General features: G+C 67.1%; 21 protein-coding genes. 10 read left to right on the top strand and 11 right to left on the bottom strand.

All coding sequences use genetic code 11. The features are described 5' to 3' along the window. Positions 1–135 precede the first annotated feature (135 nt). Positions 136–594 (top strand): hypothetical protein, encoded by a 459-nt coding sequence (locus tag OHA42_RS03440; protein WP_406234491.1) that lies wholly within the window; start codon positions 136–138, stop codon positions 592–594. A 270-nt stretch (positions 595–864) separates the two neighbouring features. On the opposite strand, the gene OHA42_RS03435 is transcribed toward OHA42_RS03440, so the two are convergent. Beyond that, positions 865–1,236 (bottom strand): hypothetical protein, encoded by a 372-nt coding sequence (locus OHA42_RS03435; protein WP_406234489.1) that lies wholly within the window; start codon positions 1,234–1,236, stop codon positions 865–867. A gap of 789 nt (positions 1,237–2,025) precedes the next feature. On the opposite strand from OHA42_RS03435, the gene OHA42_RS03430 reads away from it, so the two are divergent. After that, positions 2,026–3,645 (top strand): DUF2339 domain-containing protein, encoded by a 1,620-nt coding sequence (locus OHA42_RS03430; RefSeq protein ID WP_406234487.1) that lies wholly within the window; start codon positions 2,026–2,028, stop codon positions 3,643–3,645. 48 nt (positions 3,646–3,693) lie between these two features. Here the strand turns inward: OHA42_RS03430 and OHA42_RS03425 are convergent, their stop codons facing one another. From OHA42_RS03425 to OHA42_RS03405, 5 genes are all read right to left on the bottom strand, one after another. After that, the gene (locus OHA42_RS03425; protein WP_406234485.1) at positions 3,694–4,008 is read right to left on the bottom strand and encodes a putative quinol monooxygenase; all 315 of its coding nucleotides are present in this window, start codon (positions 4,006–4,008) and stop codon (positions 3,694–3,696) included. 25 nt (positions 4,009–4,033) lie between these two features. Next, positions 4,034–7,048 (bottom strand): MMPL family transporter, encoded by a 3,015-nt coding sequence (locus tag OHA42_RS03420; RefSeq protein WP_406234484.1) that lies wholly within the window; start codon positions 7,046–7,048, stop codon positions 4,034–4,036. Beyond that, positions 7,048–7,728 carry an NYN domain-containing protein gene (locus OHA42_RS03415; RefSeq protein ID WP_406239050.1) on the bottom strand — a complete coding sequence of 227 codons (681 nt, stop codon included), beginning with the start codon at positions 7,726–7,728 and terminating at the stop codon, positions 7,048–7,050. The genes OHA42_RS03420 and OHA42_RS03415 overlap by 1 nt, the downstream gene beginning before the upstream one ends. 118 nt (positions 7,729–7,846) lie before the next feature. Continuing rightward, positions 7,847–8,656: a tRNA (guanosine(46)-N7)-methyltransferase TrmB gene (gene trmB, locus OHA42_RS03410; RefSeq protein ID WP_406234482.1), complete on the bottom strand. Its 810-nt coding sequence runs from the start codon at positions 8,654–8,656 to the stop codon at positions 7,847–7,849. 154 nt (positions 8,657–8,810) lie between these two features. Further along, the gene (locus OHA42_RS03405; protein ID WP_406234480.1) at positions 8,811–10,157 is read right to left on the bottom strand and encodes a lipase family protein; all 1,347 of its coding nucleotides are present in this window, start codon (positions 10,155–10,157) and stop codon (positions 8,811–8,813) included. 180 nt (positions 10,158–10,337) lie between these two features. On the opposite strand from OHA42_RS03405, the gene OHA42_RS03400 reads away from it, so the two are divergent. The 4 genes from OHA42_RS03400 (at position 10,338) to OHA42_RS03385 (ending at position 15,960) form a co-directional block, all read left to right on the top strand. Then, positions 10,338–11,120, top strand: coding sequence for an SDR family oxidoreductase (locus OHA42_RS03400; RefSeq protein ID WP_328407268.1), 783 nt, complete (start codon positions 10,338–10,340; stop codon positions 11,118–11,120). Between the two features lie 66 nt (positions 11,121–11,186). Next, positions 11,187–12,326, top strand: a complete 1,140-nt coding sequence (locus OHA42_RS03395) for a hypothetical protein (protein WP_406234478.1) — start codon at positions 11,187–11,189, stop codon at positions 12,324–12,326. Further along, entirely contained in the window at positions 12,313–13,869 is a 1,557-nt protein-coding gene (locus tag OHA42_RS03390; protein ID WP_406234476.1) for a hypothetical protein, read from the top strand. Before OHA42_RS03395 ends, OHA42_RS03390 begins: the two co-directional genes overlap by 14 nt. Positions 13,870–14,124: 255 nt before the next feature. Beyond that, complete coding sequence (locus OHA42_RS03385) at positions 14,125–15,960, top strand: phosphoenolpyruvate carboxykinase (GTP) (RefSeq protein ID WP_406234474.1); 1,836 nt, start codon at positions 14,125–14,127, stop codon at positions 15,958–15,960. 66 nt (positions 15,961–16,026) lie between these two features. Here the strand turns inward: OHA42_RS03385 and OHA42_RS03380 are convergent, their stop codons facing one another. The 3 genes from OHA42_RS03380 to OHA42_RS03370 all read right to left on the bottom strand — a co-directional run bounded on the left by OHA42_RS03380 (position 16,027) and on the right by OHA42_RS03370 (position 18,039). Continuing rightward, positions 16,027–16,860, bottom strand: a complete 834-nt coding sequence (locus OHA42_RS03380; RefSeq protein WP_406239048.1) for an HD domain-containing protein — start codon at positions 16,858–16,860, stop codon at positions 16,027–16,029. 266 nt (positions 16,861–17,126) lie between these two features. Continuing rightward, entirely contained in the window at positions 17,127–17,570 is a 444-nt protein-coding gene (locus OHA42_RS03375) for an SRPBCC family protein (protein WP_406234472.1), read from the bottom strand. 67 nt (positions 17,571–17,637) lie between these two features. Further along, positions 17,638–18,039 carry a hypothetical protein gene (locus tag OHA42_RS03370; protein WP_406234471.1) on the bottom strand — a complete coding sequence of 134 codons (402 nt, stop codon included), beginning with the start codon at positions 18,037–18,039 and terminating at the stop codon, positions 17,638–17,640. 348 nt (positions 18,040–18,387) lie between these two features. Between OHA42_RS03370 and OHA42_RS03365 the strand changes: the two genes are divergently transcribed. Both OHA42_RS03365 and OHA42_RS03360 read left to right on the top strand, forming a co-directional pair. Further along, complete coding sequence (locus tag OHA42_RS03365; protein ID WP_406234469.1) at positions 18,388–19,338, top strand: GlxA family transcriptional regulator; 951 nt, start codon at positions 18,388–18,390, stop codon at positions 19,336–19,338. 318 nt (positions 19,339–19,656) lie between these two features. After that, positions 19,657–19,854, top strand: a complete 198-nt coding sequence (locus tag OHA42_RS03360) for a hypothetical protein (RefSeq protein ID WP_406234467.1) — start codon at positions 19,657–19,659, stop codon at positions 19,852–19,854. Here the strand turns inward: OHA42_RS03360 and OHA42_RS03355 are convergent, their stop codons facing one another. Beyond that, positions 19,855–21,300, bottom strand: coding sequence for an aldehyde dehydrogenase (locus OHA42_RS03355; RefSeq protein WP_406234465.1), 1,446 nt, complete (start codon positions 21,298–21,300; stop codon positions 19,855–19,857). On the opposite strand from OHA42_RS03355, the gene OHA42_RS03350 reads away from it, so the two are divergent. Next, the gene (locus tag OHA42_RS03350; RefSeq protein ID WP_406234464.1) at positions 21,299–21,817 is read left to right on the top strand and encodes a hypothetical protein; all 519 of its coding nucleotides are present in this window, start codon (positions 21,299–21,301) and stop codon (positions 21,815–21,817) included. The two genes, OHA42_RS03355 and OHA42_RS03350, sit on opposite strands and share 2 nt — an antisense overlap. On the opposite strand, the gene OHA42_RS03345 is transcribed toward OHA42_RS03350, so the two are convergent. Continuing rightward, positions 21,814–22,527, bottom strand: a complete 714-nt coding sequence (locus OHA42_RS03345) for a class I SAM-dependent methyltransferase (RefSeq protein ID WP_406234462.1) — start codon at positions 22,525–22,527, stop codon at positions 21,814–21,816. The two genes, OHA42_RS03350 and OHA42_RS03345, sit on opposite strands and share 4 nt — an antisense overlap. 277 nt (positions 22,528–22,804) lie before the next feature. On the opposite strand from OHA42_RS03345, the gene OHA42_RS03340 reads away from it, so the two are divergent. Continuing rightward, entirely contained in the window at positions 22,805–23,971 is a 1,167-nt protein-coding gene (locus OHA42_RS03340) for a glycosyltransferase family 4 protein (RefSeq protein ID WP_406234460.1), read from the top strand. Positions 23,972–24,089 lie beyond the last annotated feature (118 nt).

Raw genomic sequence — 24,089 nt, 5'->3', positions numbered from 1 at the left:
TATCTTTCATCGGAACCGCACACCACACCCAGCGTGTGCACGACCAGCACGGCCCACTACGCCGAGGACCGCGCGCGGTGTCACTACCCCGCGCAGTCTCCCCAGGATGCACTGGATTCGGCGAGGAGTAGAGCCATGTTCGAACGCTGTCATTCACCCCACGAGGTCGCGCACCTACTGCGACATCGCTACGGACTACCGGTCCAGTTGCTGGCAGGCCGTCCCATGATCACCACCGGCTCCGTCCTCGGCGCCCTGGTGATGCCGCCTGAACTGGGCCGCAAGGTGCTCGCCACGCTCGACCGGACCTACAACGCCCCGGTGGTGGCCGATCCCGGCGAGCGCACCTGGACCTTCCTGGTCACCCAGCCCAGCCCGGCCAACCCGGTGGATATCTCCATCCGTCGCTGCCTCGCAGGCCATCACGTCACCGTCATCCCCGGCGGCCGTCACGTCCTACTGCCCAGCACCGACTCCCAACTCGGCTGGCATTGGGCGGGCGAACCGGCCCCCGGCGTGCTCCGCATGCCACCTCGCTCGGCGGTGATCAACGCCGTCCACCAGGTGACCACCATGCGAGCACCGGCCGCCTGAAGCCATCCGGTCACGCGGCTCCCACCCGAGATTCGGGTGGGAGCGCGTGGCACTTCCGATCGAGCACGCCGCGAAACTGATGTCACCGCGGCCGACCTCGACCGTTAGCACTCGGTGTGCATCGTGGACTCATCACGAGCCGCTCGGCAGCGGGCGGGCCACCCTTTGTACATGGTGCGGGAGGTTCTCGGGACCCGCTCGGAGCGGAATCATTCAGCTGGACAACAGGAGCGATACCGCGACCCTTGGCGTGACACTGAACGGACCTACCTATGTGGATACCGTCATCAGCGTTGGGTCCGGCAATGAGGTCGGTCGGTCCTCGGTCACCCACCCGTATTCGATCGCAGACAAGAAACCATCGGTTGCCCATAGGGTGACTTCGCCGATATACGAACCCCGCTCGTCTCGGACCTCACCACGCACGGGCAGTTCTCCGCCGATGAGACCTGCTTGCTCCGAACCCGGCGCTACCTCCAGATCGACGCTCGGTGCGTCTGCACCCCATGTCGCGACAACCTGCGTGAATGGAATCTGCGTCCGGAACTGAGCAGCGCCCTCGAAGTCAAGAGCGAGCAGCTTTGCCACGACTGCGGCCTCGAGTTGCGACAAGGGTCGGGGTTCAACTGGTACAACGCTCATTTCGTTGTCCTATCTCGTCGAATTGCGTGCATAGGGATGAATGCTCTCGATCTGTTCCGAGTCGATCAGAAATCGGTGATCGAAACCGAGGTGAATCGACCGTTCGACTGGTGCAGGGACGTCCGGCCGCTCATAGTGTCTCGGCAGGTCGGGTAGATATCGGGGCGTCAGCGGGGGTTTCTACTCATGCTCGAGTGGGGTGTGCGGACCGAGCATTGGGTTATGACTACATCTATCGATCCGGCGCTTATTTCGCGACTGTCGGGGGAGTTCGCTGCGCTCGGGACACAGATGGGTGTGCTCGGGCGGGACCTGGAGTTGCTGCGGACGCAGGTTGCCGCGGGTTCGGTTGCGGCATCCGGTGTTTCGGCACCGGTAAGTGCCGGGGTTGTGGATGAATCCGCGCGGGGGCCGCAGCCTGGAGCAGTGCCCATGGCTCCGCAGGCGCCCATGCCACCGCCACCTGCGCCGCAGACGATGCCGGCAGGTGGTGCCGGCGCACCAACGACGGGTCAGGTGCCGGGTGGCGCGCCCGGGTATGTTCCGCGGTTTACCCCCGGGCCGGTGGCGGGGCAGCCGAATTGGGCTGGTGCGTCAGGGGGAATGCCGGTGGCGGGTCAGCCGAATTGGGCTGGGGGGTCTGCGGGAATGCCTCCGGCAGGCTGGCCCAATTGGCCTGCGGGGATGCTTGCGCCAGGTATCCAGGCGACCGGAATTCCGAGCGGGCCGATGCCCCCGATGGGTGCGGTACCGCCCGGTATGCGTCCGCCGGTGCGGCGGGGACCTGCTGTGCCACATACCCCGTGGTGGCAGCAGGAAGGGATGATCAGCCGGATGCTGGCGGTGGCCGGGGTGGGCGTGACGCTGATCGGTGTGGTGATGCTGCTGGTGCTCGCCGCGCAGGCGGGGCTGTTCGGGCCGGTACCACGGGTTGTCGCCGGGGCGGTGTTCTCGGCGGCGCTGGTGGCCGCGGGGATGCGAGTGTTCGGGCGCGCCGGTGGTCGCGTGGGTGGAATTGCCTTGGCGGCCACCGGTATTGCCGGTGCATACCTGGATGTTGTTGCGGTGAGCGCGATTTACGACTGGCTGTATCCACCGCTCGGCCTCGCGGTGGCGCTCGCGGTCGCCGCGGGTGGTGTCGGGTTGGCGATGCAGTGGAAGTCGCAACCGCTTGCGGTACTCGTCGTCGCGGGTGCGGCGGTGTTGTCGCCGGTGGTGACGACCGAGGTGGTGTTGCTGGCCTTCCTGATCGTGTTGCAGCTGGCCTGCGTGCCGGTGCAGTTGGACCGGGACTGGCCGTTGCTGCATGTGGTGCGGACACTGCCCGCCGTGCTGGCGACCTTGCTGGCCATCGGCTCGGCCGTCTTCGACGCTGCAGCCCACGACCGGGTGTATCGGCTGCTCGCCGCAGCCGTGGCAGTCGCCGTTGTCGGCCTCGTCGGCAACATTCTGGTAGTTCGTCGGCGGCCGGGAGACCTCACCGCCACAATCACTTTCGGATTGGCGACGCTACCGCTGCTGGCCGTGCCCGCGTTGTTCGCGCGGCACACCGGCGCCATCGTCGCTGCGGTCTTCGCCGTGGTGCTGTTGCTCTTCGCTGCAGTGTCGACCGTGTCGAAACTGCGTGAGCTGGTACGGATTCCAGGGCATGTCGGGCTGGTCGCCGCGGTCGCGGGTTCGTTCGCGCTGTTGGAGGCGTGCATCGGCGTGACCGAAGTTCAGACGCTGCCGATAGCGCTGTTCCTGGTGACCCTGGGCTTCCTCGGCATGGCCGGGCAGCAGCGGTCGCGGGTGGCCGCGGGCATCGCGGCGGCGTTCGCGGCGGTCGGCGCGCTGGTCTACCTCGCCACCGTGAATCCGGAAACGCTTGCGGCACAGCGCTACGCGGAAGAGCAGCTCGGCATCTCGACGGCGCTGGCCGCCGTACTCGCCCTCGCGGTGGTCGCGGCAGGCGTGTGGTGCGTCCGGAAGTTCGCGACTCGGACCGGTGCTGAAACCACCGAATCGATCCTGTGGATACCCGCCAGTGTCGTCGCCCTCTACGCGGTGACGGCCGCAACGGTATCGGTCGGCGTCGCCACCGGCCTGCCCGACGGCTTCGTCGTCGGACACAGCGCCGCCACCATCCTGTGGATGGCAGCGGCAACCGGCGCCCTGCTGTTCGGCCTGCGCAACCTGGCCCGCTCGGCCCCGGTGGCCAAGTTGGCCCTCGGTTCCGGCCTCCTCGTCACCGCCGCCGCCCTGGCCAAACTCTTCCTCTTCGACCTCGCCACCCTCGACGGCCTGGTCCGAGTCGCCGCCTTCCTGGTCGTCGGCGTCCTGCTCCTGACTGTGGGCACTCGTTACGCCCGAGCCTTCGCCGAAGCCGGTGGGGCAACCCGAGATTCGGGCGACACCGCAGCCCACTGAACCATGGGCCGATCGTGGCCGCACCTGGAGGTGCGGCCACGGAGGCAGCTACTGTGCGGCGGGAATATTGCTTGCCGGGTCGTACATCTGCACGTCTCGCCGGGTGACCAGCGGCATCACCTTGACCAGTCCGATCTCACGGAAATGGTCGGCGGCCCGGTGTGCGGCGAATGCCGCGGAGTCGACGTATTTTTCGATGCTCACATAGCGCTCGGGCTGTTCGACGGAGTGGAACACGTCGTAGGACAAGCAGCCGGGTTCGGTGCGGCAGGCTTGCGCGAGTTCGCGCAAGGCGCGGCCGAGTTCCTCGGCATTCTCCGGACTCGACGAAACATCGGCGACGACAAGCACATGTGAACTCACGTGCCCACCCTAGGCGCGGGGCCGGTTACTCCTGATCGCGGCGCCGCAGCAGTTCGTTGACGCTGACGGTGCGGCCGTCCCCACCGTGATGGCGGCCTTCGTCGGGCTTGCCGGTGCGGCGCGAGGAGCGCAGTTCGGCCATCCAGCTTTCGATGGTGCTGCGCGTGGTCGGCGGCCCGTTGTCTGGTTCGTCATGCGGCGCCGCAGGATTTTCGGGTGCGGCGTGGTGGGTCGGGTGATCGATCGGAGCGCTCGCCGTCGGTACCGGTGCTGCGGGCGTCGGCGGAACCGGTGGCTGTGTGGCACGAGTCGACGGCATGGGCACCGGTGTGGTTGCTATCGATGGCGTCCATGCCTGGGAGGTCGGCATCGACGGCATTGGCGCCTGCGCGACCGGAGGCGAAGGAACGGGCGCATGTGTGCTCGGCGTCGACGGCGTCGGTGTCTGTGCTGTGGGCACCGAGGGAGCGGGTGACTGGGTGGTCGGCGGCAAGGGAACAGGTGCCTGCGGTGGGGTGGCAGCCCCAGGCCGTAGCCCGGTCCGGTCGTGCGGCACCTGGACCGAGGGCATCGGCCGAGGCGCGGGCACCTCGGGCGATGCCGGCGCGGAATGCGCGGCTCTCGGCCTGCTCGGGTCGTGCACCGGAGTGACCCGGGGTCCGGTGTGTTCGGGGTTGGTCGGCGCAGATCGCGGCGGCACCTGCCCGAGGCTGCGGAAATGCTGTGTCGGCGCCTCGGCTTCGATCTCCTCCACCGTGCGCGGGCGGCGCGGCGACTTGGGCAGGCGCGTGCCTTCCGCGAGCGCGGGCATCAGCATGGTGACCGGGTCGGTGATCGGCGTGGTCTTGACCAGGTCGACGACCTCGCCCCCGCCGGGGCGTTCGTCGTCGAGGATCGGCTCGCCGAGGCCGACCTTCTGCTGCACCTTCTTCATCCAGGCGGGGGCCCACCAGCAGTCGTCGCCGAGCAGTTTCATCGTCGCGGGCACCAGCAGCATGCGCAGGATGGTGGCGTCGATGAACAGCGCGGCGATCATGCCGTAGGCCAGGTACTGCATCATCACCAGATCGGAGAACGCGAACGCCCCGGTGACCACGAGCAGGATGAGCGCAGCGGCGGTGATGATGCGGCCGGTCTGCGCTGTGCCTATGCGCACGGCCTCGGTGGTCGATGCCCCCTGCGTTCGCGCTTCGACCATGCGCGACAACAGGAATACCTCGTAGTCGGTCGACAAGCCGTAGATGACGGCGATGATCAGCACCAGCACCGGCGACATGATCGGCTGCGGTGTGAAGTTCAGCAGGCCCGCGCCGTGTCCGTCGACGAAAATCCACGTCAAAATGCCCAGCGTGGAACCCAATCCGAGCGCGCTCATCAACGCGGCCTTGATCGGAAGCACCAGCGAACCGAAGGTCAGGAACATCAGCAACGTGGTGACGAAGAGGACGAGCGCGATCATCCACGGCATCCGGTCCAGCAGCGCGTCGATGCTGTCCTTCTGGATCGTCGGCTGCCCGCCGACGTACATCTGCACGTTGTCGGGTACTTCGAGCGAGCGCAGATAGTCGATGGTCGGATCCGCGTTCTCGGAGTCCGCCAGCGTCGCGCTGGTGCGATAGATATCGGGGTCGTTATTCGACCGTGTCGGTACGTCGAAGGTGCCCGTCAACCCCGGCGCCTGCTTGGCTTCGGCCCACACCTTGCCGACATCGGTGCTGCTGTCGGAGACGAACACCAGTTGGATCGGATCGGACTTGCGTAGCGGGAAGATCGAATCGAACTTCGCCTGCGCGAGCCGAGTGGTGTTGTCCGGCGGCAGATACCGCTCGTTGATGCCGCCGAACGCGAGGTTTTTGACCGGAATGATCAACAGCAGCAGGCCGATACAGATCGGGATCGCGATCTTGAGCGGATGTTGCATCACCCAGCGGGTGGACTTGCCCCAGAAGCCGTTCTCGATTTCCTCGGCGGTCTTGGTCTTGCGGACCCGCTTGAGTCCGAGGAAGTCGACCTTCGGTCCGAGAACGCCGAGCATTGCGGGCAGGATCGTGATGGCGGTCAGCGCCGCGAGCGCCACGGTCGCAATACAGCCGTAGGCGATCGACTTCAGGAAGCCCTGCGGGAACAGCAGCATGCCGCCGAGGCTGGCGATGATCATCGTCGCGGAGAACACGACGGTGCGACCCGCAGTCATCACCGAGCGCCGTACCGCGGCTTTGGTGTCGTAGCCCTCGGCGAGTTCCTCGCGGTATCTACTCACGATGAACAGGCCGTAGTCGATCGCCAGACCGAGGCCGATCATGGAAACAACGCTGGAGACGAAGGAGTTCACCTCGGTGAACCTCGTCAGGAACATCACGATGCCGTTGGCGCCGATCACCGTGAGACCGCCGACGATCAAGGGCAGCGCGGCCGCGACGACGCCGCCGAAGATGAAGAACAGCAAGATCGCGACGGCGGGGATGGCCAGCATCTCCATCCGCTTGGAGTCGCTCTTGATGGTGTCGTTGAGTGTGCCTGCCACCGCTTGCAGACCGGCGACCTGCACGTCGATACCGGGGATGGCGAAGACGTCCTTCACATTCCGGAAGTTCCGGACCATGTCGGTGTCGTTGTCGCCCTGGATGGCGATCGAGGCGAAGGTGTACTTCTTGTCCTTCGAGCCGAACACAATCGGTGAGGCCTGGCCGGTCTCGGTCTGCCAGTAGGCACCGTTGATCTTGGTGATCTCGTTCGGGTGCTCGCGCGGCAGGCTGTTGAGACTGTCGACGATCTTCTGCCTGAACTCGGGATCGTCGATCGTCTTACCGTCCGGCGGGGTGTACAGCACGATCACGTCGCTGTTGTGATCGCGGCCGAACGCTTGGTCGGACAACCGCGCGGCCTGCGCGGATTGTGACGTGGGATCGTCCCACCCGCTGGAGCTGAGGTGGTCTTCGAGGCCGAGGCCGTATCCGCCCAATGCCAAGAGAGCGGCCGTCACCACGCCGATTACGGCGAAGCGCCACCGATAGACCAGATCGCCCCAGCGTGTAAACACTAAGCGACTCCTTGCGAGGGGCGAGAGGTGAGCAGTGCCGACAGCGGCCGGAACGGCTGCAGCCAAGCACCTTCATCGGGCAGCGAGTCGAGGCTGACCCGGGGCAGCGGTTCACGGAACACGCCCGGGATGTCCTCGAGGTCGATGAATTCGAGGGTATCGGATGTGACGGCCCAACTCGCATGCTCGCGGAAGCCGAGTACCTGAACAGGGACTCCGTGTGCGGCAAGCTCCTCGAGCGGCTCACGGAATGCCTGGCCGTCGGCGGAGGCGACCATGATGCCTGCCAGCCCGGCGCCGCGGCTGCGTAGTTCGATGTGCGCGAGCATGTCCGCGTCGACATCGGAGTCCTCATCGATCTTGGGCTTCGCGAACACGGCGTAGCCGACATTGCGCAGCGCCTCGACCCACGGGCGGACCACGTCCGCGGTGCCGCTGGCGATATTGGTGAAGACGGTCGCTTCCGGCTCGACCCGGTAGGTGCTGCCCACCGACAGCTCGGCCGTGCGCGCGAGCAGCCAGCGGCCGAGCGCATCGAAACGGGGGCGGTAGGCAGCAGTCGGGCGGCCACCGAGGATGGCGCCCAGACCCATGTCGAGGTTGGGGGCGTCCCACACCAGCAGGACTCGGCGCACATCGGGAGTCACACCGCCGAGGACCTCCGGTCCGGTGCCGTGCATCTCCCCGGCAACATCCACGACCTCGGGGGCTATCTCACTGATGCTCATGACTCCGCCTCGCTAGCGCACGGCGCCGTCATGACCGTCATGACGGCTGAGCTAATTGTTCGCTCGCTCATCATTCGATCTTCCCCCATATGAACTCGGTGATGGCACTTCCAGCGCGATGCGCTTTGCCTTCGAATTTGGTAACCGGCCGCTCGAAGCCGATCGGGGCGCTGTCCCGATGCTCGGCACTGACCCCACCTGTGGTCTCGTTCAGGCCGATGAGCTGGGATTCCGCGGCGCCGACCGTGGCGATGTGCTCAGCGTAGTCGGCGTGGTCGGTGGCGACATGCAACACGCCGCCGGGGCGGAGCCTGCTCGCGATGAGGGCGAAGGTGGCGGGCTGCAGCAGCCGCCGCTTGTGATGGCGCGCCTTGGGCCACGGGTCGGGGAAGAAGACCCGGACGCCCGTCAGCGACTGTTCGGCAATCATGTTTTCCAGCACATCGACGGCGTCGCCGCGCAGCAGCCGGATGTTCTCGATGTGCTCGCGCTCGATCCGCTGCACGAGTTGGGCGAGGCCCGGCTTGTAGACCTCGATGCCGATCAGGTTCAGGTGCGGTTCGGCCTGTGCCATCGCGGCGGTGGCAGTGCCTGTGCCACAACCGATCTCGATGACGAGGGGGGCTGCACGGCCGAACCAGGCGGTGGCGTCGAGGCGCTCGTCGGAGACCTCGCCGCCGATGCGCGGCCAGGTGCGAGCCCAGGATTGCTGCTGGGTCGGGGTCAGCGCGCCCCGGCGCGAGCGGAAGCTCGTGACGCGGGGGTACAGGCGGGAGGCGGTGCCCCGTCGGGGTTCGTTGTCAGCCGGTACCGATGGTGTGGACGGTGGTTCCGGAACTGACTCGGCAGTGTGGTTCGCGGCGTCGTTCACGGTATCCATTGTCCAGCATCGGGTGATCGGGGCGGCAATCGGCCGCTTGCGGTCGCTTGCGGGCCGGTCGAAACTGCGCCGCTAGCGGCTGGTTTGCAGGTCGCTCGAACCACACCGCCTGTCGGTCGCCCGACGCGACACTGTGGCGGGGATGACCGGGTGGTCAGGCGGCGCGTTCGCGGGGGATTCGGGATGCGGGTTCCGCCTCCTGCGTCAGCGGCCTGCCGAGCGCGACCTTGGCCGCGGTCACGGCCATTTCCAGCAGGCCGCGCAGTCCGGCGGGTGAGGCCGCGACCGACCAGACCGTCGAGTCGCCGGTGTCGCGCACCGGTTGACCTTCGAGTCGGTCGGCCAGCCAATTGAGGCTGATCGGGGTGGCGAGCGGCAGCAGCGAGAAGTGTTCGCTGAGACGATCGCGCACGTAGGTGACCGTGGCGCCACCGCGCCGGTACCGATCGACCTGCGCATCGATGCCGTCCACGTGGATGATCTGGTCATGGACCGGTTGCACGACGAGCAACGGGCAGGCCGGGGTCGCGTAGCCGAGCTTGAGGTCGTCGAGCATGGCCTGCAGATCGGGGGCGGCGAGCACCTCGTCGAGCGGGCGGGTCAGGTAGGCGCCGACGTCCTTCTTGGTCAGGCCCGTGATGGCCGAGAACGGCGTCGCCCCTTCCGCGCGTGCGATGAGCCGGTGACCTTCGGGGGCGAGGTCGTTGTCGAACACCGTGCCGAGGGCGGGGTACAGCCTGCGCAGCACCGCGATGACGATGGCGGGCAGCCCGGCGTAGCGGCCGCCGTTGAGCCGGGCGAAGACCTGGCCTGGGTCGCCGACCGGTGCGCCGAGCACCGCACCGACGATATCGATCTCCGGCGCGTAGGTCGGCGCCATCTCGACCAGCCAAGAGCTGGCCATGCCGCCACCGGAATAGCCCCACACCGCGACCCTGGTGTCGGGACGCAGGCCCAGCGGCCCGAAATTCAGTGCCGCGCGAATGCCGTCGAGCCCGCGGTAGCCGGGTTCGCGTGGGGCGCCGAAGTTTCCGTGCGGGCCTTCGTGATCGGCGATGGTCACCGCCCAGCCGCGCCGCAGCGCGTTCGCGACGAGCAGCCATTCGAGCTGGGTGACCGATCCGAGTGCGTGCGATCCGCGCCGCAGCGCGTAGGAGGGCGAACATCTCTCCGCGACCGCGTCCATGGCGGTCTGGAAAGCAAGCAGTGGCCGATCTTCGCTCGGGTCGGCGCCCAGCGGTAGCAGCACCGTGGTGATCGCCACCTCGGGTGTGCCGTGCATGTCACAACTGCGGTAGAGCAGTTGCCACGCCGAAACCTGTTGCGAGACCAGACCGAGCAGGGCCAGATCGACCCTGCGACTGCGCAGGACGGTGCCCGCTGCTTTGGCGGCGAAGCCCTTCGGCGGCCGGAGGAACGGATCGTTGCTCGGCAACAACGGCTTGCGGTCGAATCCGTGATTCGGGTCCGGGTCGACAACGCCGATGACGTCGACGGTCATCGCACCTCCTCATCGAGCAGCGCCGGCGGGCGGCGCTCGTCTGCGCCGGCCGGCTTGCCGCGATCGAAAAGCGTAGCTGCGCACCGACTATGGTGCCGACCATCACAGCAGCGTAAGCGAACGACGTTAACTCTGTGAAGCACCTGGGAGGGGGCTTGGCACCGCACTAGACTCCCCGACATGAGCGGACCGACGGTGATCATCACGGGCGCGGCGGCCGGAATCGGCCGGGCGACGGCGCTGCTTTTCGCTGCGCACGGGTATCACGTCGGCGCCTACGACATCGACGAGGTGGGGCTGACCAGGCTCGCGGGTGACATCACGGGCGCCGGCGGCACAGTGCGAACCGGGGTGCTCGATGTGACCAACAACACGCACTGGGCCGAGCGGCTCACGGAGTTCGCCGCCGATGCGGGCCGGCTCGACATCCTGATCAACAACGCGGGCATCCTGCGCGCAGGTCCCTTCGAGTCCATTGATCTGGCCACCCATCAGGCGATTGTCGATGTCAATCTGGGCGGCGTCATCAATGGCACGCACGCGGCGTTCCCGTTGCTGCGGGCCACTCCCGGCGCGCAGGTGGTGAATCTGTGCTCGGCATCGGCGATCTACGGCCAACCCCAGCTCGCCAGCTACGGCGCGACCAAGTCCGCGGTCAAAAGCCTCACAGAGGCATTGGATCTCGAATGGGAGCGGCACGATATCCGGGTGATCGCGGTGTGGCCGTTGTTCGTGGCGACCGCGATGGTGGACGGTGTGGAGACCGCGTCGACGAAGTCGTTAGGCGTGCGGCTCACCGCAGCAGATGTCGCGTCCGGTATCTGGGAAGTCACCCGCAAACGTGGACGGCTGCCGAAGGTGCACTACGAAATCGGTACCCAGGCAAAGGTGCTCGCCGTCGCCGCCAAGTACGCGCCGAACTGGGCCGTGCGCACCGCAAACAAATACTTCAGCGGAAGCTGAGCGGTCCGCACCGTCTTCCGGCCCGGCGTCTGACAGAATTGCGCACCGTAAAGGGGGTGTGCAGCTATGTCGACAGCCACCGAAACCAACGGGCCTGCCGCCCGACCCGGCGGACCCGCTCGTGAACTCGACCAACTCGACCATTTGATCGCCATGCTGCGCTCGGGCGCAGGCAACGATCCGCAGCTGTCGAATCAGGTCGGCGTAGTCAGCGCTCAGTGGCGCAGGCCGCCGCGCATCCAGGTGACCGGTCGCGCGCACGCCGGACGCAGTACGGTGCTGCATGCGCTGGCGCTCATGTCCGCAGTGGAGACCGGTCCGGTGGACGAACCGGGCGCGTCCGACCCGGTGCTCGACGCCGACATCATCGTCTATGTCCTCTCCGGCGCACCGCTGCCCGCCGACCGCCGCATCCTCGCCACCCTGCCCCCCGAACACACGGTCGTGGTGTTGAACAAGGCCGACGCGGTCGGTTCGCGCTGGGGCGAGGCAGTCGCCGCCGCCGAGCAATACAGCAGAGAGCTGGGCATTCTCACGCTGCCGGTGGTCGCTTCGTTAGCGGTGCGCACCAGGGCCGGCGCGTTGAACGATGCCGATATGGCGACGCTGCAACGACTGGCAGGCACCACCGATCCCGCGCTGACGCTGTCTCCCGATCTGTTCGTCTCGTCATCGGCCGGGCCCGATGTTGCGGAACGGGAGCAGTTACTGCACCGCTGGGATCTCTACGGCGTGAGCTCCGCACTCATCGCACTGCGCCAGGACCCCGAGCTCACCCCGCACGCCCTGCTACAAATCCTGCACGCGGTGAGCGGCATCGACGCGCTGCACCAGACCTTGCACCGCCGCTACGAGCAGGTTTCGGCGCTGCACGGTGGCGTGCTGCTCGACGAGCTGGCCCGGCTCGCGGCCGCCGCGGTGCCCGGCGAAGGTGGCCACGCCCGCGACATCCTCGAGGACTATCTCTTCGGCGACGACGCGCTGTGGATGGGTCTGTGCGCCGGACTCGCCTGCTCCGATGTCGCGCACCTTGCGGCCGGGTACCGTTCGCCCTCGCCCGCCGATGCCGACGACGCGCTGGCCAGGGCCGCGCGCTGGCGGGCGGTTGTCTCCAGCGATATGTCGCCCGCTGCCCGTCGCGCCGGCCTGCGCGTCCACAACGGCTACATCCGACTATGGGAGCGGATGAGCAGTGCCGGACTCTGAGCAACCGGAGCAGGCACTTTCACCGGCCGATCAGCCGCAGGCATCGCGCGCGCCCGATGCGCCACCGCTGCCGCCCGATGTCGAGGCGGTGGTTGCGCGGTGGAATCCGCAGGGCATGGCACTCATGCGAGCCGTTGTCGGAACCGGCGGCGCATCGGCGGTCACGTTGATCGGGCCCAATGACGCCAACACCACGCTGTTGCGCACCGAATTGGCGCGGTTCGAGCCTCGGATCCTGCTGTCGGATCCGGTGGCCGACGCGAGCGCGGCCGTCGAAACAACCTCCCCGTCGGGGGCGGCGCCCGCGGCGGTCGCACTGATCCTGCTCGATGCGGGCAGCTCACTCGGCGCCGACACGCTGCGGCTGGTGCAACGGCTGCGTGCCGACGGCGCTCGAATCCTGCTCGCGATGAACGGGATCCACGCCTATCAGGACTGGCGCTCGGTCCACGCACACAATCTCGAACTGCTCGCCGCGCAGGGCGCCGCGGACCTGGATATCGTGCCGGTCTCGGCCCGGCTCGCGGTGGCGGCCCGCGCGGGCGGCGACGCCGGCCTGCTGGATCGCTCCGGACTGACTGCACTGCACGCCGAACTCGCCGCGGCATCCGCGGGCGCCGAAGCCGATAGCGATGGCAGGCTCGCGGCCGTCACCGCCCGAGTGCTGGCCGATACCCGCCAGCGGGTGGTGGATCAGGTCGCGGCGCTGCGTTCCGGCGCCGAACCCGCGCAGTGGCGGGAAGAACGAACCACGCTGCTCGCGGGCCGCGACGGTGGCCGGGCGACGGTGCTGTCGACGCTGCGCAGCCAACTGCACCTGGCCAGGGTCGACCTGATGACCGATGTCGGCTCTCGGGTGCGGGCGCTGCACACCGCCGCGCGTGGCGAACTCGATCGAATGCGCCCGTCCCAGCTGGGCGACTATCCGGACCGGTTGCAGCAGGCGGTGACCGAGCTGACCGGAGCTGTCGACCTGGAGGTCGAGCGGAGGCTGGCCGAGCTGGCTGCGCGGGTCGACGGTTCGACAGTCGAGCCGGCCGCCCGGCGGCGTGATCCCGCCCCACGGGTGGGCCCTGACCCGGAACCGCGGCACCGAGGTGTCGAAGATCACCTCATGATCGCGCTCGGCGCGTCGGCGGGTGTCGGCCTCGGCCGACTGTTGGTTTCGCCACTCGCGCTGGTGTCGACGCTGGACGTCGCGAGCGTGCCGGTGACGCTTTTGCTCGGGGCAGGCGCGGCGGGCTGGGTGGTGCGTGCGCGCAGACAGGTTGCCGACCGCGCGCACGTCAGACAATGGGTGTCGGATGCGTTGGTCAATGTGAAAGCCCAGCTCGAGCAGCGGGCGGCGACCGCGCTCGTGGAAATGGAGACCACGCTCGCCGATCGCGTGGTGCGTTCGAGCACCGCGCGAATCGTCGAGACCGATCGCCGCGTTGCCGAATTGGAGGCGCGTTTGCGACGTACCGCTGCCGAACAACCCGGACAACTCGCCGCGTGCGAACGCGATATCGAGATCATCGATCGGCGGATTTCGCCAGAGTGAATCGGTATCTATTGGGTACTCGAGAGGCAACCCGATCTGTACCCGATTCCGTACTGGTCGTCACATCGCGTTAACCTCTAATCAGGAACCTGGGCGTCCGCTTCGTCCATGTACGCCGTCCAGCCGGGACGTGCATTCGACTGGTCGTAGCGGGTGCCTTCCCGCCAATGGTGGCGCTCGGTGTGTTCGCGCTGGTCATGGGCCTGGAGGCCAGACGGAAGCATCGTAGAGCCGCCCATCTCAGGAGAGTTTTTCATGACCTCAGCGACCATTCCTGGTCTTCGTGGATCCGACGGCAAAACGCCGACCGAGCACAGCGAACTACTCGCCTGGGTACAGGAAGTCGCAGAACTCACTCAGCCCGAGCGAGTGGTCTGGGCGGACGGTTCCGATGACGAATGGGATCGGCTGACCAACCAACTCGTTGCGGCGGGCACGTTCAAGCGACTCGACGAGAAGAAGAAGCCGAACTCCTTCCTCGCACTTTCCGACCCCTCCGACGTGGCTCGAGTCGAGTCGCGCACCTATATCTGTTCGAAGACCGAGGCCGACGCGGGCCCGACCAACAACTGGGTCGACCCCGCCGAGATGCGCGCGACCATGACCGAGCTGTACCGCGGCTCGATGAAGGGCCGCACCATGTACGTGGTGCCGTTCTGTATGGGCCCGCTCGGCGCCGAGGACCCCAAGCTGGGCGTCGAGATCACCGACTCCGAGTACGTGGTCGTGTCGATGCGCGTGATGACCCGGATGGGCGCCGCCGCGCTGGAGAAGCTCGGGACCGACAAGCCGTTCGTGAAGGCGCTGCACTCCGTCGGTGCGCCGCTGGCCGAGGGCCAGGCCGACGTGCCGTGGCCATGCAACGACACCAAGTACATCACCCACTACCCCGAGGACCGCGAGATCTGGAGCTACGGCTCCGGCTACGGCGGCAACGCGCTGCTCGGCAAGAAGTGTTACTCGCTACGCATCGCCTCGGCCATGGCCCATGACGAGGGCTGGCTGGCCGAGCACATGCTGATCCTCAAGCTGATCTCCCCGGAGAACAAGGCCTACTACATCGCCGCCGCGTTCCCGAGCGCCTGCGGCAAGACCAACCTCGCGATGATCCAGCCGACGGTTCCCGGCTGGCGCGCGGAAACCCTCGGCGACGACATCGCCTGGATGCGCTTCGGTAAGGACGGCCGCCTCTACGCGGTGAACCCGGAGTTCGGCTTCTTCGGCGTCGCGCCGGGCACCAACTACAGCTCCAACCCCAACGCCATGGCCACCATGAACGCGGGCAACACCGTCTACACCAACGTCGCGTTGACCGATCACAACGACGTGTGGTGGGAGGGCCTGGAGGGCGAGCCCGATCACCTGATCGACTGGAAGGGCAACGACTGGTACCTCCGGGAGACCGAAACCCTTGCCGCCCACCCGAACTCGCGCTACTGCACGCCGATGGCGCAGTGCCCGATCCTGGCGCCCGAGTGGGACGACCCGCAGGGCGTGCCGATCTCGGCGATCCTGTTCGGCGGTCGCCGCAAGACCACGGTCCCGCTGGTGACCGAGTCCTTCGACTGGCAGCACGGCGTTTTCATGGGCGCGACCCTCTCCTCGGAGCAGACCGCCGCGGCCGAGGGCAAGGTCGGCACCGTGCGCCGCGACCCGATGGCCATGATCCCGTTCATGGGCTACCACGTCGGTGACTACCTGAACCACTGGATCAACGTCGGCAAGAACGCGGATGCGAACAAGCTGCCGAAGATTTTCTACGTCAACTGGTTCCGCCGCGGCGCCGACGGCCGCTTCCTGTGGCCGGGATTCGGTGAGAACTCCCGCGTGCTGGAGTGGATCGTCGGCCGCATCGAGGGCTCGGCCGAGGCCGAGGCGACCGCGATCGGCAACGTGCCCACCGCTGCGCAGATGGACCTGGTGGGTCTCGAGGTCGACGCCGCCGACGTCGACGAGGCGCTCGCCGTCGACGCCGACGAGTGGCGCAAGGAGATTCCGCTGATCGAGGAGTGGTTCGAGTTCGTCGGCGACAAACTGCCTTCCGGCGTGCGCGACGAGTTCGAGGCGCTGAAGGAGCGTCTGGGCTGTTAGCGCCCGAAACTGATTCGCCCGCACCATTTTCGTCAATGGTGCGGGCGAATTCGTTTATCCGGCAGGTTATTCGGAGTACGGAGCCATCCGGACGAGTTGCAGAAAGCCGACACTGTTCAGCAAGGCGGTGCGGCCCTTCGGTACGGCTTCGGCCTCGGCCTTGAACGCGGCGATCAGATGACGCTTCGCATCGTGACGCGGATGCCGTTGCAACAGTTGCGCGACCCAGTCCGGGTCCAGTTCCGGGAAGCGCGCCCCGATCACATCCACCGAGGCGCCCGCGGAGACGAACCCGCCGGGATCGCTCAGATCGTTGGCGACACCAGGGGTGATGTGTGCGGCAATCGCGGCTCCGATTTCCTGTGCGCGTTCCGGATCCGCGCCCTCGCGCGCCGCGAACGCTGCCGCTCGTTCGCCACCTGCTACCGCGAAACACCTGCCCGGAGTGGGGCTTTCGAGCTGGAGGTCATGTAGCAGGCAGGCGACATAAACCAATTCGTCGTCGTAGCGAACACTGTCGAGCTCGGCGAGCACCCGCCCGAAGAAATAGGTGCGATACGAATGCTCGAGCAGGTGAATCGAAAGTGATTCGCGGGCTTCGGTTTCCGCCGCCTTGGCGAGTTTCGAATCGGGCACCCGCAACCCGGCGAACTCCAGCCGCCCGGTGCCGTGTCTTCCCAGCACGCGTTTGAGCTGCGCACCACCCAGTTTCGGCAGCGTCCGCGCCAGTTCAACCGCCAACTGTCGGTGCTGTGCTCCGGAGAGCGTCCCTCCGGTCCGCGTCGCCCATTCCCAGTCGATCCCAGCAGGCGCACCCACGTTGCCCTCCTTCTCCTCGAACGCTTCTCGCTGTTCAGTGAAGCCGCTGAGTGGACTACCGACGAGTGGCGGAAATGCCAGTAACGCTCGGATTTCCGCCAATCCGCACGGCGAAAAGCCCGGACGACAGGTTTCGAGTCGTGCCGGGCTTTGGAGTTGGAGAACCGGTTCGCGCCGCTCACCCTGTATACCTGGGAGCTGGCGCGCAGGTGTGCGCTGCTGCCGGCTTCGCCGCGTCGTTCCCGCTGCGGCGGCGCTCGCCGATCGCGACCGAGGAGATGGCGTCGTAGGCCATCACCCATTGCACGCTGCTGCTCGCTTCCTATGCCGGGCCGACCGAGCGGGTCTCAGGCCCGCTGGTTCACCGCCACCGACTCGGCAAGGTTCTTCAATGCCGCGAGCACGGGGCTCTCTCCCTCCTCGCCTTCGTCCTCGTCGCCGGCATTCTCGCGGGGGTCTTCCTGCGTGATCGTCAACTCCGTTGCGCCCGCGGCGTCCTCGAGCCCATAGCCCATCGTGAAGTAGTTCTCCGGCTTGTCCTCGAGGTCCGGGCGGGGAGCGAACAGCGAGTATCGCAGCTGCGCGGGGGCATCGACGAGGAGCACGCTGCCCCACTGTTCGAACGTTGTGCCGTCCCACTCGTTGGTGAAACGAATCGGCGAGCCGAGGGACCAGTCAGTGCTCAAGACGCTGCCGTACTGCCATTGCTTGACGTATTCGGGGTCGGTCAGCACCGCCCACACGATCTCTCTGGGGGCTTCGATACGGACCTTGGAAGTGGCTGTGCGCACAGCCGAGACTGTAGCAATCCACTCTGCCCCAGGCATTCTCACGAACCGCCGCAGCCATCCGGCTGAGTCATCCGGTGACGCCGGCCTCACGGTCTGCCGCGGCGATCTGGTCGTGAAAGCGCCTGTGCACCCAGTGCCGTTCACCGAGCAGCGTCACCTGTGCCCAGCGGCCGGAGACCGGGCCGACCCGGGTATCGCGGGGCATCGTGCCCAGCAGGTGCTGTGGTTTCGCGCCGCCGGACAGTTTGCTGCTCTCCAGCACGTAGATGGCGTCCGGAGTGACCGCCACGCAACGGTATTTGTTCCAGAACATGGTGAGGCCGGTGAGATATGTGATCAGGAAGAAGAGGAAGCTCGGCGCGGCCTGGCCGATGAATACCTGCCGTATCTCACTGCCTGCGGGCAGTAAGGGCGCCGAACGATCCACCAAGTCCGGCCGCGGCTCCACGCCGCTCGGTTGAACGGTCACAACCAAATCCTTTCGACACTTCGTACCGCTTCCGATTGTCTCAATGCGCGAGCAGCCGGCCCGCCCGGAAATACGCGAGAGCCTGGTACGTCACCAGCACCACAGCGGACGACAGCGCCGCCGCCCAGCACCGCGACCTCGAGTATCAGCGCGTACCGCGCCCGGCGCCGCCCCGTTCCGGTTCGAAACCCCGGCACCGCGAACGTCCCGCACACCACCGCGACGAGGATCGGTAGCGCCGAGACCAGCAGATACCGCGACGCGATCAACTCGGGCAAGAACCGCAGGTGCCCTGAATGCGAGTGGCGGGAATGCCAGTAATACTCGGATTTATGCCAAACTGAGGCGATGAAGAAGGTTGTCGCACTCGCGCTCGACGGCGTCATGACCTATGACCTGGGCTGCATCGTGCAGGCGTTCCGGCACGGACCGGGGAAATTCGGTGTGGCGGTCGGATTCGAGCTGCAGACGTGTGCGGTGCGGCCGGGGCCGGTGTGGACGCCGAGCGGATTCGACCTGCATGTCGCGCATGGGCTGGAGGTGATGGCGGACGCGGACATCGTCGTGCTGCCCGGCATCGGTTTGCCGACCTTGCCGCCGCCGGACGCGGCGCTGGATGCGTTGCGGGCGGCCGCGGCGCGCGGCGCGACCATGGTCAGCGTGTGTGTCGGTGCGTTCGTGTTGGCCTGGGCCGGATTGCTGGACGGGCGGCCGGCGACGACGCACTGGGCCTACTGTGATGATTTTGCCGAGCTGTTTCCTGCGGTGAAGCTCGACCCCGCCGCGCTGTACATCGACGACGGTGACGTTCTCACCTCCGCCGGGTTGTCCGCGAGTCTCGACCTGTGCCTGCACATCGTGCGCCGCGAGCTGGGCGCGGCCGCCGCAGCGGAGCTGGCCCGATGGAACGTGACACCACCGCATCGCGAAGGTGGGCAGGCTCAGTACATCCCGGATGCCATGAGCACCAACGGTTTCGGTGGTGGTCTTGCCGCGACCATGGCGTGGGCCGCGGCGAATCCGGCGGCTGCGCCCGATGTTTCGGCGCTGGCCGCGCACGCCTTGATGAGTGAGCGCACGTTCATTCGCCGATTCAAGACGGCGGTGGGCACCACGCCGCGACGATGGCTGGAGGCGCAGCGCACGGCGCGTGCTCGGGAATTGCTGGAAACCACCGAATTACCGGTCGAGGTCGTTGCGGCGCAATCCGGATTCGGCAGCGTCACCGCAATGCGGGTGCACCTGCGCGCCGCGACGGGCACGACGCCCGCGGGGTATCGCAGGTCGTTGCGCCGATGACCCGAGGCCGGGCCGGGAGGCGCGGGCTGGCCGGTTTATGCGTCCTGTGCAATGCGGGCGGCCGCAACGCGGGGATGCGCTAATCTCCGACGAGACGGTCGCGATGGCGGGTACAGCTCGCCGCGATAATCGCGGACCGGTAGCTAGGTAGGGCTTGCTGGATCGCGCTTCGGGTGGTTGCCTGGAGTGTGCGGCTTGCCCGTAGGTGGCTTACGTTTTGATTGCCAACAGTTAACTGATCGACTTTTCCTTATCGACTCGTGACTCCGCGATGCGCGTGACAACGATGAGATCGAAGCGCGAGAGGTGGTTGGGAGCATGACGAATCTGGAGGCCAGTGGGCGGGCGCCGCGGTTTGCCGGAATCGAGCCGGCGACCGCGAGCACGCCGCTGCGGCGAGCCGCTGGCCGACTGCAGGCGGTATTACCCCCCGGCTGGCGCGTCGAGATCGTCGACACGCCAGCCGGGGGGCGTGATCACCGGCTCGTGCTGCGGGTGGTCATGGCGGGGAGTTGATCACCCCGTCCAGCCGAGCGGCATGAGCACCGACTTCTGCTCGCAGAATGAGTCGAGGCCCTCGGGGCCGTTCTCGCGGCCCAGGCCCGAGTTCTTGTAGCCGCCGAAGGGCGAGCTGGGATCGAAGGCGTACCAATTGATCGCGTAGGTGCCGGTGCGCACCCGCGCCGCGATCTCGGCACCGTGTTCGACATCGGTCGTCCACACCGAGCCTGCCAGGCCATATACCGAGTCGTTGGCGATGGCCACCGCCTCGTCCTCGGTGTCGTAGGGGATCACCGACAGCACGGGGCCGAAGATTTCCTCCTGGGCGATGGTCGAGGAGTTGTCCACATCGGCGAAGATCGTCGGCTCGACGAACCAGCCGCGATCCAGGTCGGCGGGACGGCCGCCACCGAGCACCAGCCGCGCGCCTTCTTCCTTACCCTTGGCGATGTAGCCCTCGACGCGCTCGCGCTGCCGCTCCGAAATCAGCGGGCCGAGTATCACCGTCGGGTCGGTGGGATCGCCGACCTTCATCGTGCGCACGTGCTCGACCAGCGCCTCGAGGATTTCGTCGTACCGGCTGCGCGGCGCGAGGATGCGGGTCTGCGCGACGCAGCCCTGGCCGCTGTTCATCAGGCCGGAGAAGGCGAGCACCGGGATATTGGCGGCCACATCCATATCGGGCAACAGGATTGCGGCAGATTTGCCACCGAGCTCCAAGGACACGCTCTTGAGCTGGCCGGTCGCGATTGCGCCGATCTTACGGCCGACCGCGGTGCTCCCAGTGAAGGTGACCTTGTCGACGCCGGGATGCGAGACGAGGTACTCGGCGGCCTCCGCCTCTGCGGGCAGTACCGAAAGCACGCCGGCGGGCAGGCCGGCTTCGGTGAAGATGTCGGCGATCTTGTTGGCGGTCAGCGGGGTCAGCGGTGCGGGCTTGAGCACCACGGTGCAGCCGGCCAGCAACGCGGGGGCGAGCTTGTTGGCCGCGAGGAAAAGCGGAACGTTCCACGCAGTCACGGCCGCGACGACGCCGCGCGGCTCGCGCGAGACCCGGGAGGTGCCGAACACTCCGGTGCGAGTTTCGTTCCAGGGGAAGGACTTTGCCAGTGCGGCGTAGGCGTCGAGCGCGGCGACCGCGGGGATCTGGTTGAGCGTCATGGCGATCATCGCCGGTGCGCCCATTTCCGCGGTGAGCGTGGCGAGCAGGTCGGCGGAGCGCTCCTCGATCAGGCGCGCGGCGCGGCTGAGGACCTGGGCGCGCTCCTCCGGCGGGGTGGACGGCCATGGGCCGTGGTCGAAGGCGTGCCGGGCGGCGGCAACCGCGGCGTCGACGTCGTCGCGAACGACCACCGGGACGCTGCCCACCGTCTCGACCGTGGCGGGCGAGATGACCTGGAGCCGCTCGGTGCCGGCTGGCGCGGTCCATTGGCCGCCGATGAACAAGCTGTCGTAGTGCATGAGAACACGTTACAGTTTTGTGGCTCACTTGTCTGTAACCTGTTCCAGTTTTCTCGTCGACCATCGCGCTGAGCAGCGCGAATTCCAACCTGTCGGTTCGCTTTTCAGAGAACGCACTATTGCGTTCTGTTGCTGGAAAGAGGATGCTTTAGCTACTGATCAGCTCGCTCGATTCATGAACCGATATCGCAGTTGGGGAGTCAGAGCCATGGCGGTGCAAGTGATCGGGCGGTCGCTGATGACGAGCGATCAAACCGAGCATCAAGCTAAAAGCGTCGGTGCAGGTGGCTGGGTCGTTTCGTTCCTGCCGGGCCGCACGCTGACAATCGAACAGGCCACCGCGGCCATACAGGCGGCGGAGGCGGTGGCAACTGTGGAGATGCTGGCCGACCTACTCGCGCTCACCACGCTGGAGACTGTCGGCCTCGCCATTCAGGAATCGCCCTGGGTCGAGTCGTCGTACGGAACCTGCGGCAGGCGCAGCTGGCGGCGCGGCTGGCTGGAGCGGCAGCCTTAGCGGCTCTTGGTGGCGACGACCACCAGGTTGCTCACCAACAGCTCGCGCAGCAACGGTATGCGGACCAGCCACCAGGCCCAGCGCGGGTGATAGCGCGGGAAGATCGTCCGGACGTCGGCGGGAGTGCTTGCCGCCCAACGTAATCCGTCCACGGCTGGGACGGCGAACATCGACTTGCCGAATCGATTCTTCGGCTCCCGCCGGTGCTTGCGCCGATACCGGCGTGCCGCGTACTCCCCACCCAGGTAGTGCCACGGTCCGGTCTCGTGCCCACCGAACGGTCCGAGCCACACCGTGTAGGAGAGCACGATCAACCCGCCGGGCCGGGTCACCCGCACCATTTCGTCGGCCATCACCCACGGGTGCGGCACATGCTCGGCCACATTCGAGGAAAAGCAGATGTCCACCGCGTCATCGCGAAACGGCAGCGCCATCCCCGAACCGCGGACCGCACCCGGCACCGACAACCCGGCGGCGTGCATCTCCGACGGATCCGGCTCTACCGGGATGTACCGCGCGCCGGTCTTGATGAACTCGTCGGCGAAATAGCCGGGACCGCCGCCCACATCGAGAATGGTCGCGTCCTGCAACCCGCGTCCGGTGACGTCGGCATAGAAGTCGCCGATCATCGCCGCACTGTCAGCGGCCAGCTCGCCGTAGAACAGCGCGGGATCGCTCTGCTCGAACCGGAAGCTGCTGAGTAACCGCATGGACCGCCGCAATGTTGCCCGCCGCGCAAACCGGGATATGGCCCGCCCGGCCTGCCGCGGCGAGCCTGCCGCCGCGGCTTCCGCTGGCGTACTTTCAGCTCTCGGCACGGCGGTGAGTCTCGCATAACGCCCGCAATTCGCTCCAACCACTGCCACCGGAGGAGGCAATACGCGATACCAGGGCCGGTGGGCAGGATGTGGACGCCTGCACAGGTTAGGGTGTTGGGCGATATCCGACGTCCCCGATCGGGACCTGCCGACCGAGAGAAGCTCTACAGTGCGCGAAGTCCTCCTGCTGTGCTGGCGTGACACCGGGCACCCGCAGGGCGGCGGCAGCGAACGGTATCTGGAGCAGGTCGGCGCGCAGCTGGCCGCGCGCGGAGTCAAGGTCACATTGCGAACCGCCCGTTATCCCGGAGCGCCGAAGCGGGAACGCATCGACGGCATCGACATCAGTCGGGCCGGTGGGCGCTACTCCGTGTATCCGCGGGCCCTGGCCGCCATCGCGCTCGGCAGGCTCGGTGTCGGGTCGCTGCGCGGGCTGCGACCCGACGCGGTGATCGACACCCAGAACGGAATCCCGTTCTTCGCGGCCGCCGCGACCAACGCGCCGTCGGTTGTGCTCGTCCATCACGGGCATCGCGAGCAATGGCCGGTTGCCGGTCGCCTTGTCGGCCGGATCGGTTGGTTCATCGAGTCGCGGCTGTCTCCGCGGGCGCATCGTCGCAACCAATACCTGACCGTCTCGCTGCCTTCGGCCGAGGAACTCGCCACGCTCGGGGTCGACCGGTCGCGCATCGCGGTGGTCCGCAACGGCGCCGAGCCCGTCCCCGCGGACGCGCCGACCGGTGTCGCGGCGACACGCACCCCGAACCCCCGCATCGTGGTGCTCTCCCGCCTGGTGCCGCACAAACAGATCGAAGACGCGTTGGCCGTCGTCGCCCGGCTGCGCACCCGCATTCCCGGCCTGCACCTGGACGTGATCGGCGACGGCTGGTGGGCCGACAACCTGAAGACCAACGCCGCTGACCTCGGCATCGCCGACGCGGTCACCTTCCACGGCCACGTCGACGAACGCCGCAAGCACGAGCTGCTCGCCCACGCCTGGGTGCATGTCCTGCCCTCCCGCAAAGAAGGTTGGGGCCTGGCCGTCATCGAAGCCGCCCAACACGGCGTCCCCACCATCGGCTACCGCAGCTCCCGCGGCCTCACCGACTCCATCGTCGATGGCGTGACCGGTCTGCTCGTCGACGACGTCGCCCAACTCGCCGACTCCGTCGGTGACCTCATCGACGACACCGAAGCCCGCACCGTCATGGGCGAAAAAGCCCGCGCCCGCGCCAACGAATTCTCCTGGGAACAAACAGGAAACGGCGTCTACCAAGTCCTCGCCGCGGCCGCGAGAGGTCAACACACCTCCGGCCTCTTCCCGCCTGGTCCCTAACCGTCCAGCTGGTCGCCGACAGTCTTGTGGACCGTGACTGTCCCGCTCGGCCTGGCCGCGCCTCGGGCTGAACGCTTGGCCTGACGTCAGATCTTCGGCGTGCTGGTTCCCGCTCCAA

Source organism: Nocardia sp. NBC_01009, from assembly GCF_045208035.1.
Classification (GTDB): domain Bacteria; phylum Actinomycetota; class Actinomycetes; order Mycobacteriales; family Mycobacteriaceae; genus Nocardia.
Note: the sequence above shows the minus strand (reverse complement) of the source record. Positions and strands in the feature narration are given on the sequence as shown.

What these genes read in the sequence shown, in the direction of transcription:
- OHA42_RS03440 (WP_406234491.1), top strand. Translation starts at nt 136, where the DNA reads ATGTTCGAACGCTGTCATTCACCCCACGAGGTCGCGCACCTACTGCGA.
- OHA42_RS03385 (WP_406234474.1), top strand. Translation starts at nt 14,125, where the DNA reads ATGACCTCAGCGACCATTCCTGGTCTTCGTGGATCCGACGGCAAAACG.
- OHA42_RS03345 (WP_406234462.1), bottom strand. Translation starts at nt 22,527, where the DNA reads ATGCGGTTACTCAGCAGCTTCCGGTTCGAGCAGAGCGATCCCGCGCTG.
- OHA42_RS03350 (WP_406234464.1), top strand. Translation starts at nt 21,299, where the DNA reads ATGAGAACACGTTACAGTTTTGTGGCTCACTTGTCTGTAACCTGTTCC.
- OHA42_RS03435 (WP_406234489.1), bottom strand. Translation starts at nt 1,236, where the DNA reads ATGAGCGTTGTACCAGTTGAACCCCGACCCTTGTCGCAACTCGAGGCC.
- OHA42_RS03355 (WP_406234465.1), bottom strand. Translation starts at nt 21,300, where the DNA reads ATGCACTACGACAGCTTGTTCATCGGCGGCCAATGGACCGCGCCAGCC.
- OHA42_RS03395 (WP_406234478.1), top strand. Translation starts at nt 11,187, where the DNA reads ATGTCGACAGCCACCGAAACCAACGGGCCTGCCGCCCGACCCGGCGGA.
- trmB (WP_406234482.1), bottom strand. Translation starts at nt 8,656, where the DNA reads ATGGATACCGTGAACGACGCCGCGAACCACACTGCCGAGTCAGTTCCG.
- OHA42_RS03360 (WP_406234467.1), top strand. Translation starts at nt 19,657, where the DNA reads ATGACGAATCTGGAGGCCAGTGGGCGGGCGCCGCGGTTTGCCGGAATC.
- OHA42_RS03400 (WP_328407268.1), top strand. Translation starts at nt 10,338, where the DNA reads ATGAGCGGACCGACGGTGATCATCACGGGCGCGGCGGCCGGAATCGGC.
- OHA42_RS03415 (WP_406239050.1), bottom strand. Translation starts at nt 7,728, where the DNA reads ATGCACGGCACCGGACCGGAGGTCCTCGGCGGTGTGACTCCCGATGTG.
- OHA42_RS03365 (WP_406234469.1), top strand. Translation starts at nt 18,388, where the DNA reads ATGAAGAAGGTTGTCGCACTCGCGCTCGACGGCGTCATGACCTATGAC.
- OHA42_RS03405 (WP_406234480.1), bottom strand. Translation starts at nt 10,157, where the DNA reads ATGACCGTCGACGTCATCGGCGTTGTCGACCCGGACCCGAATCACGGA.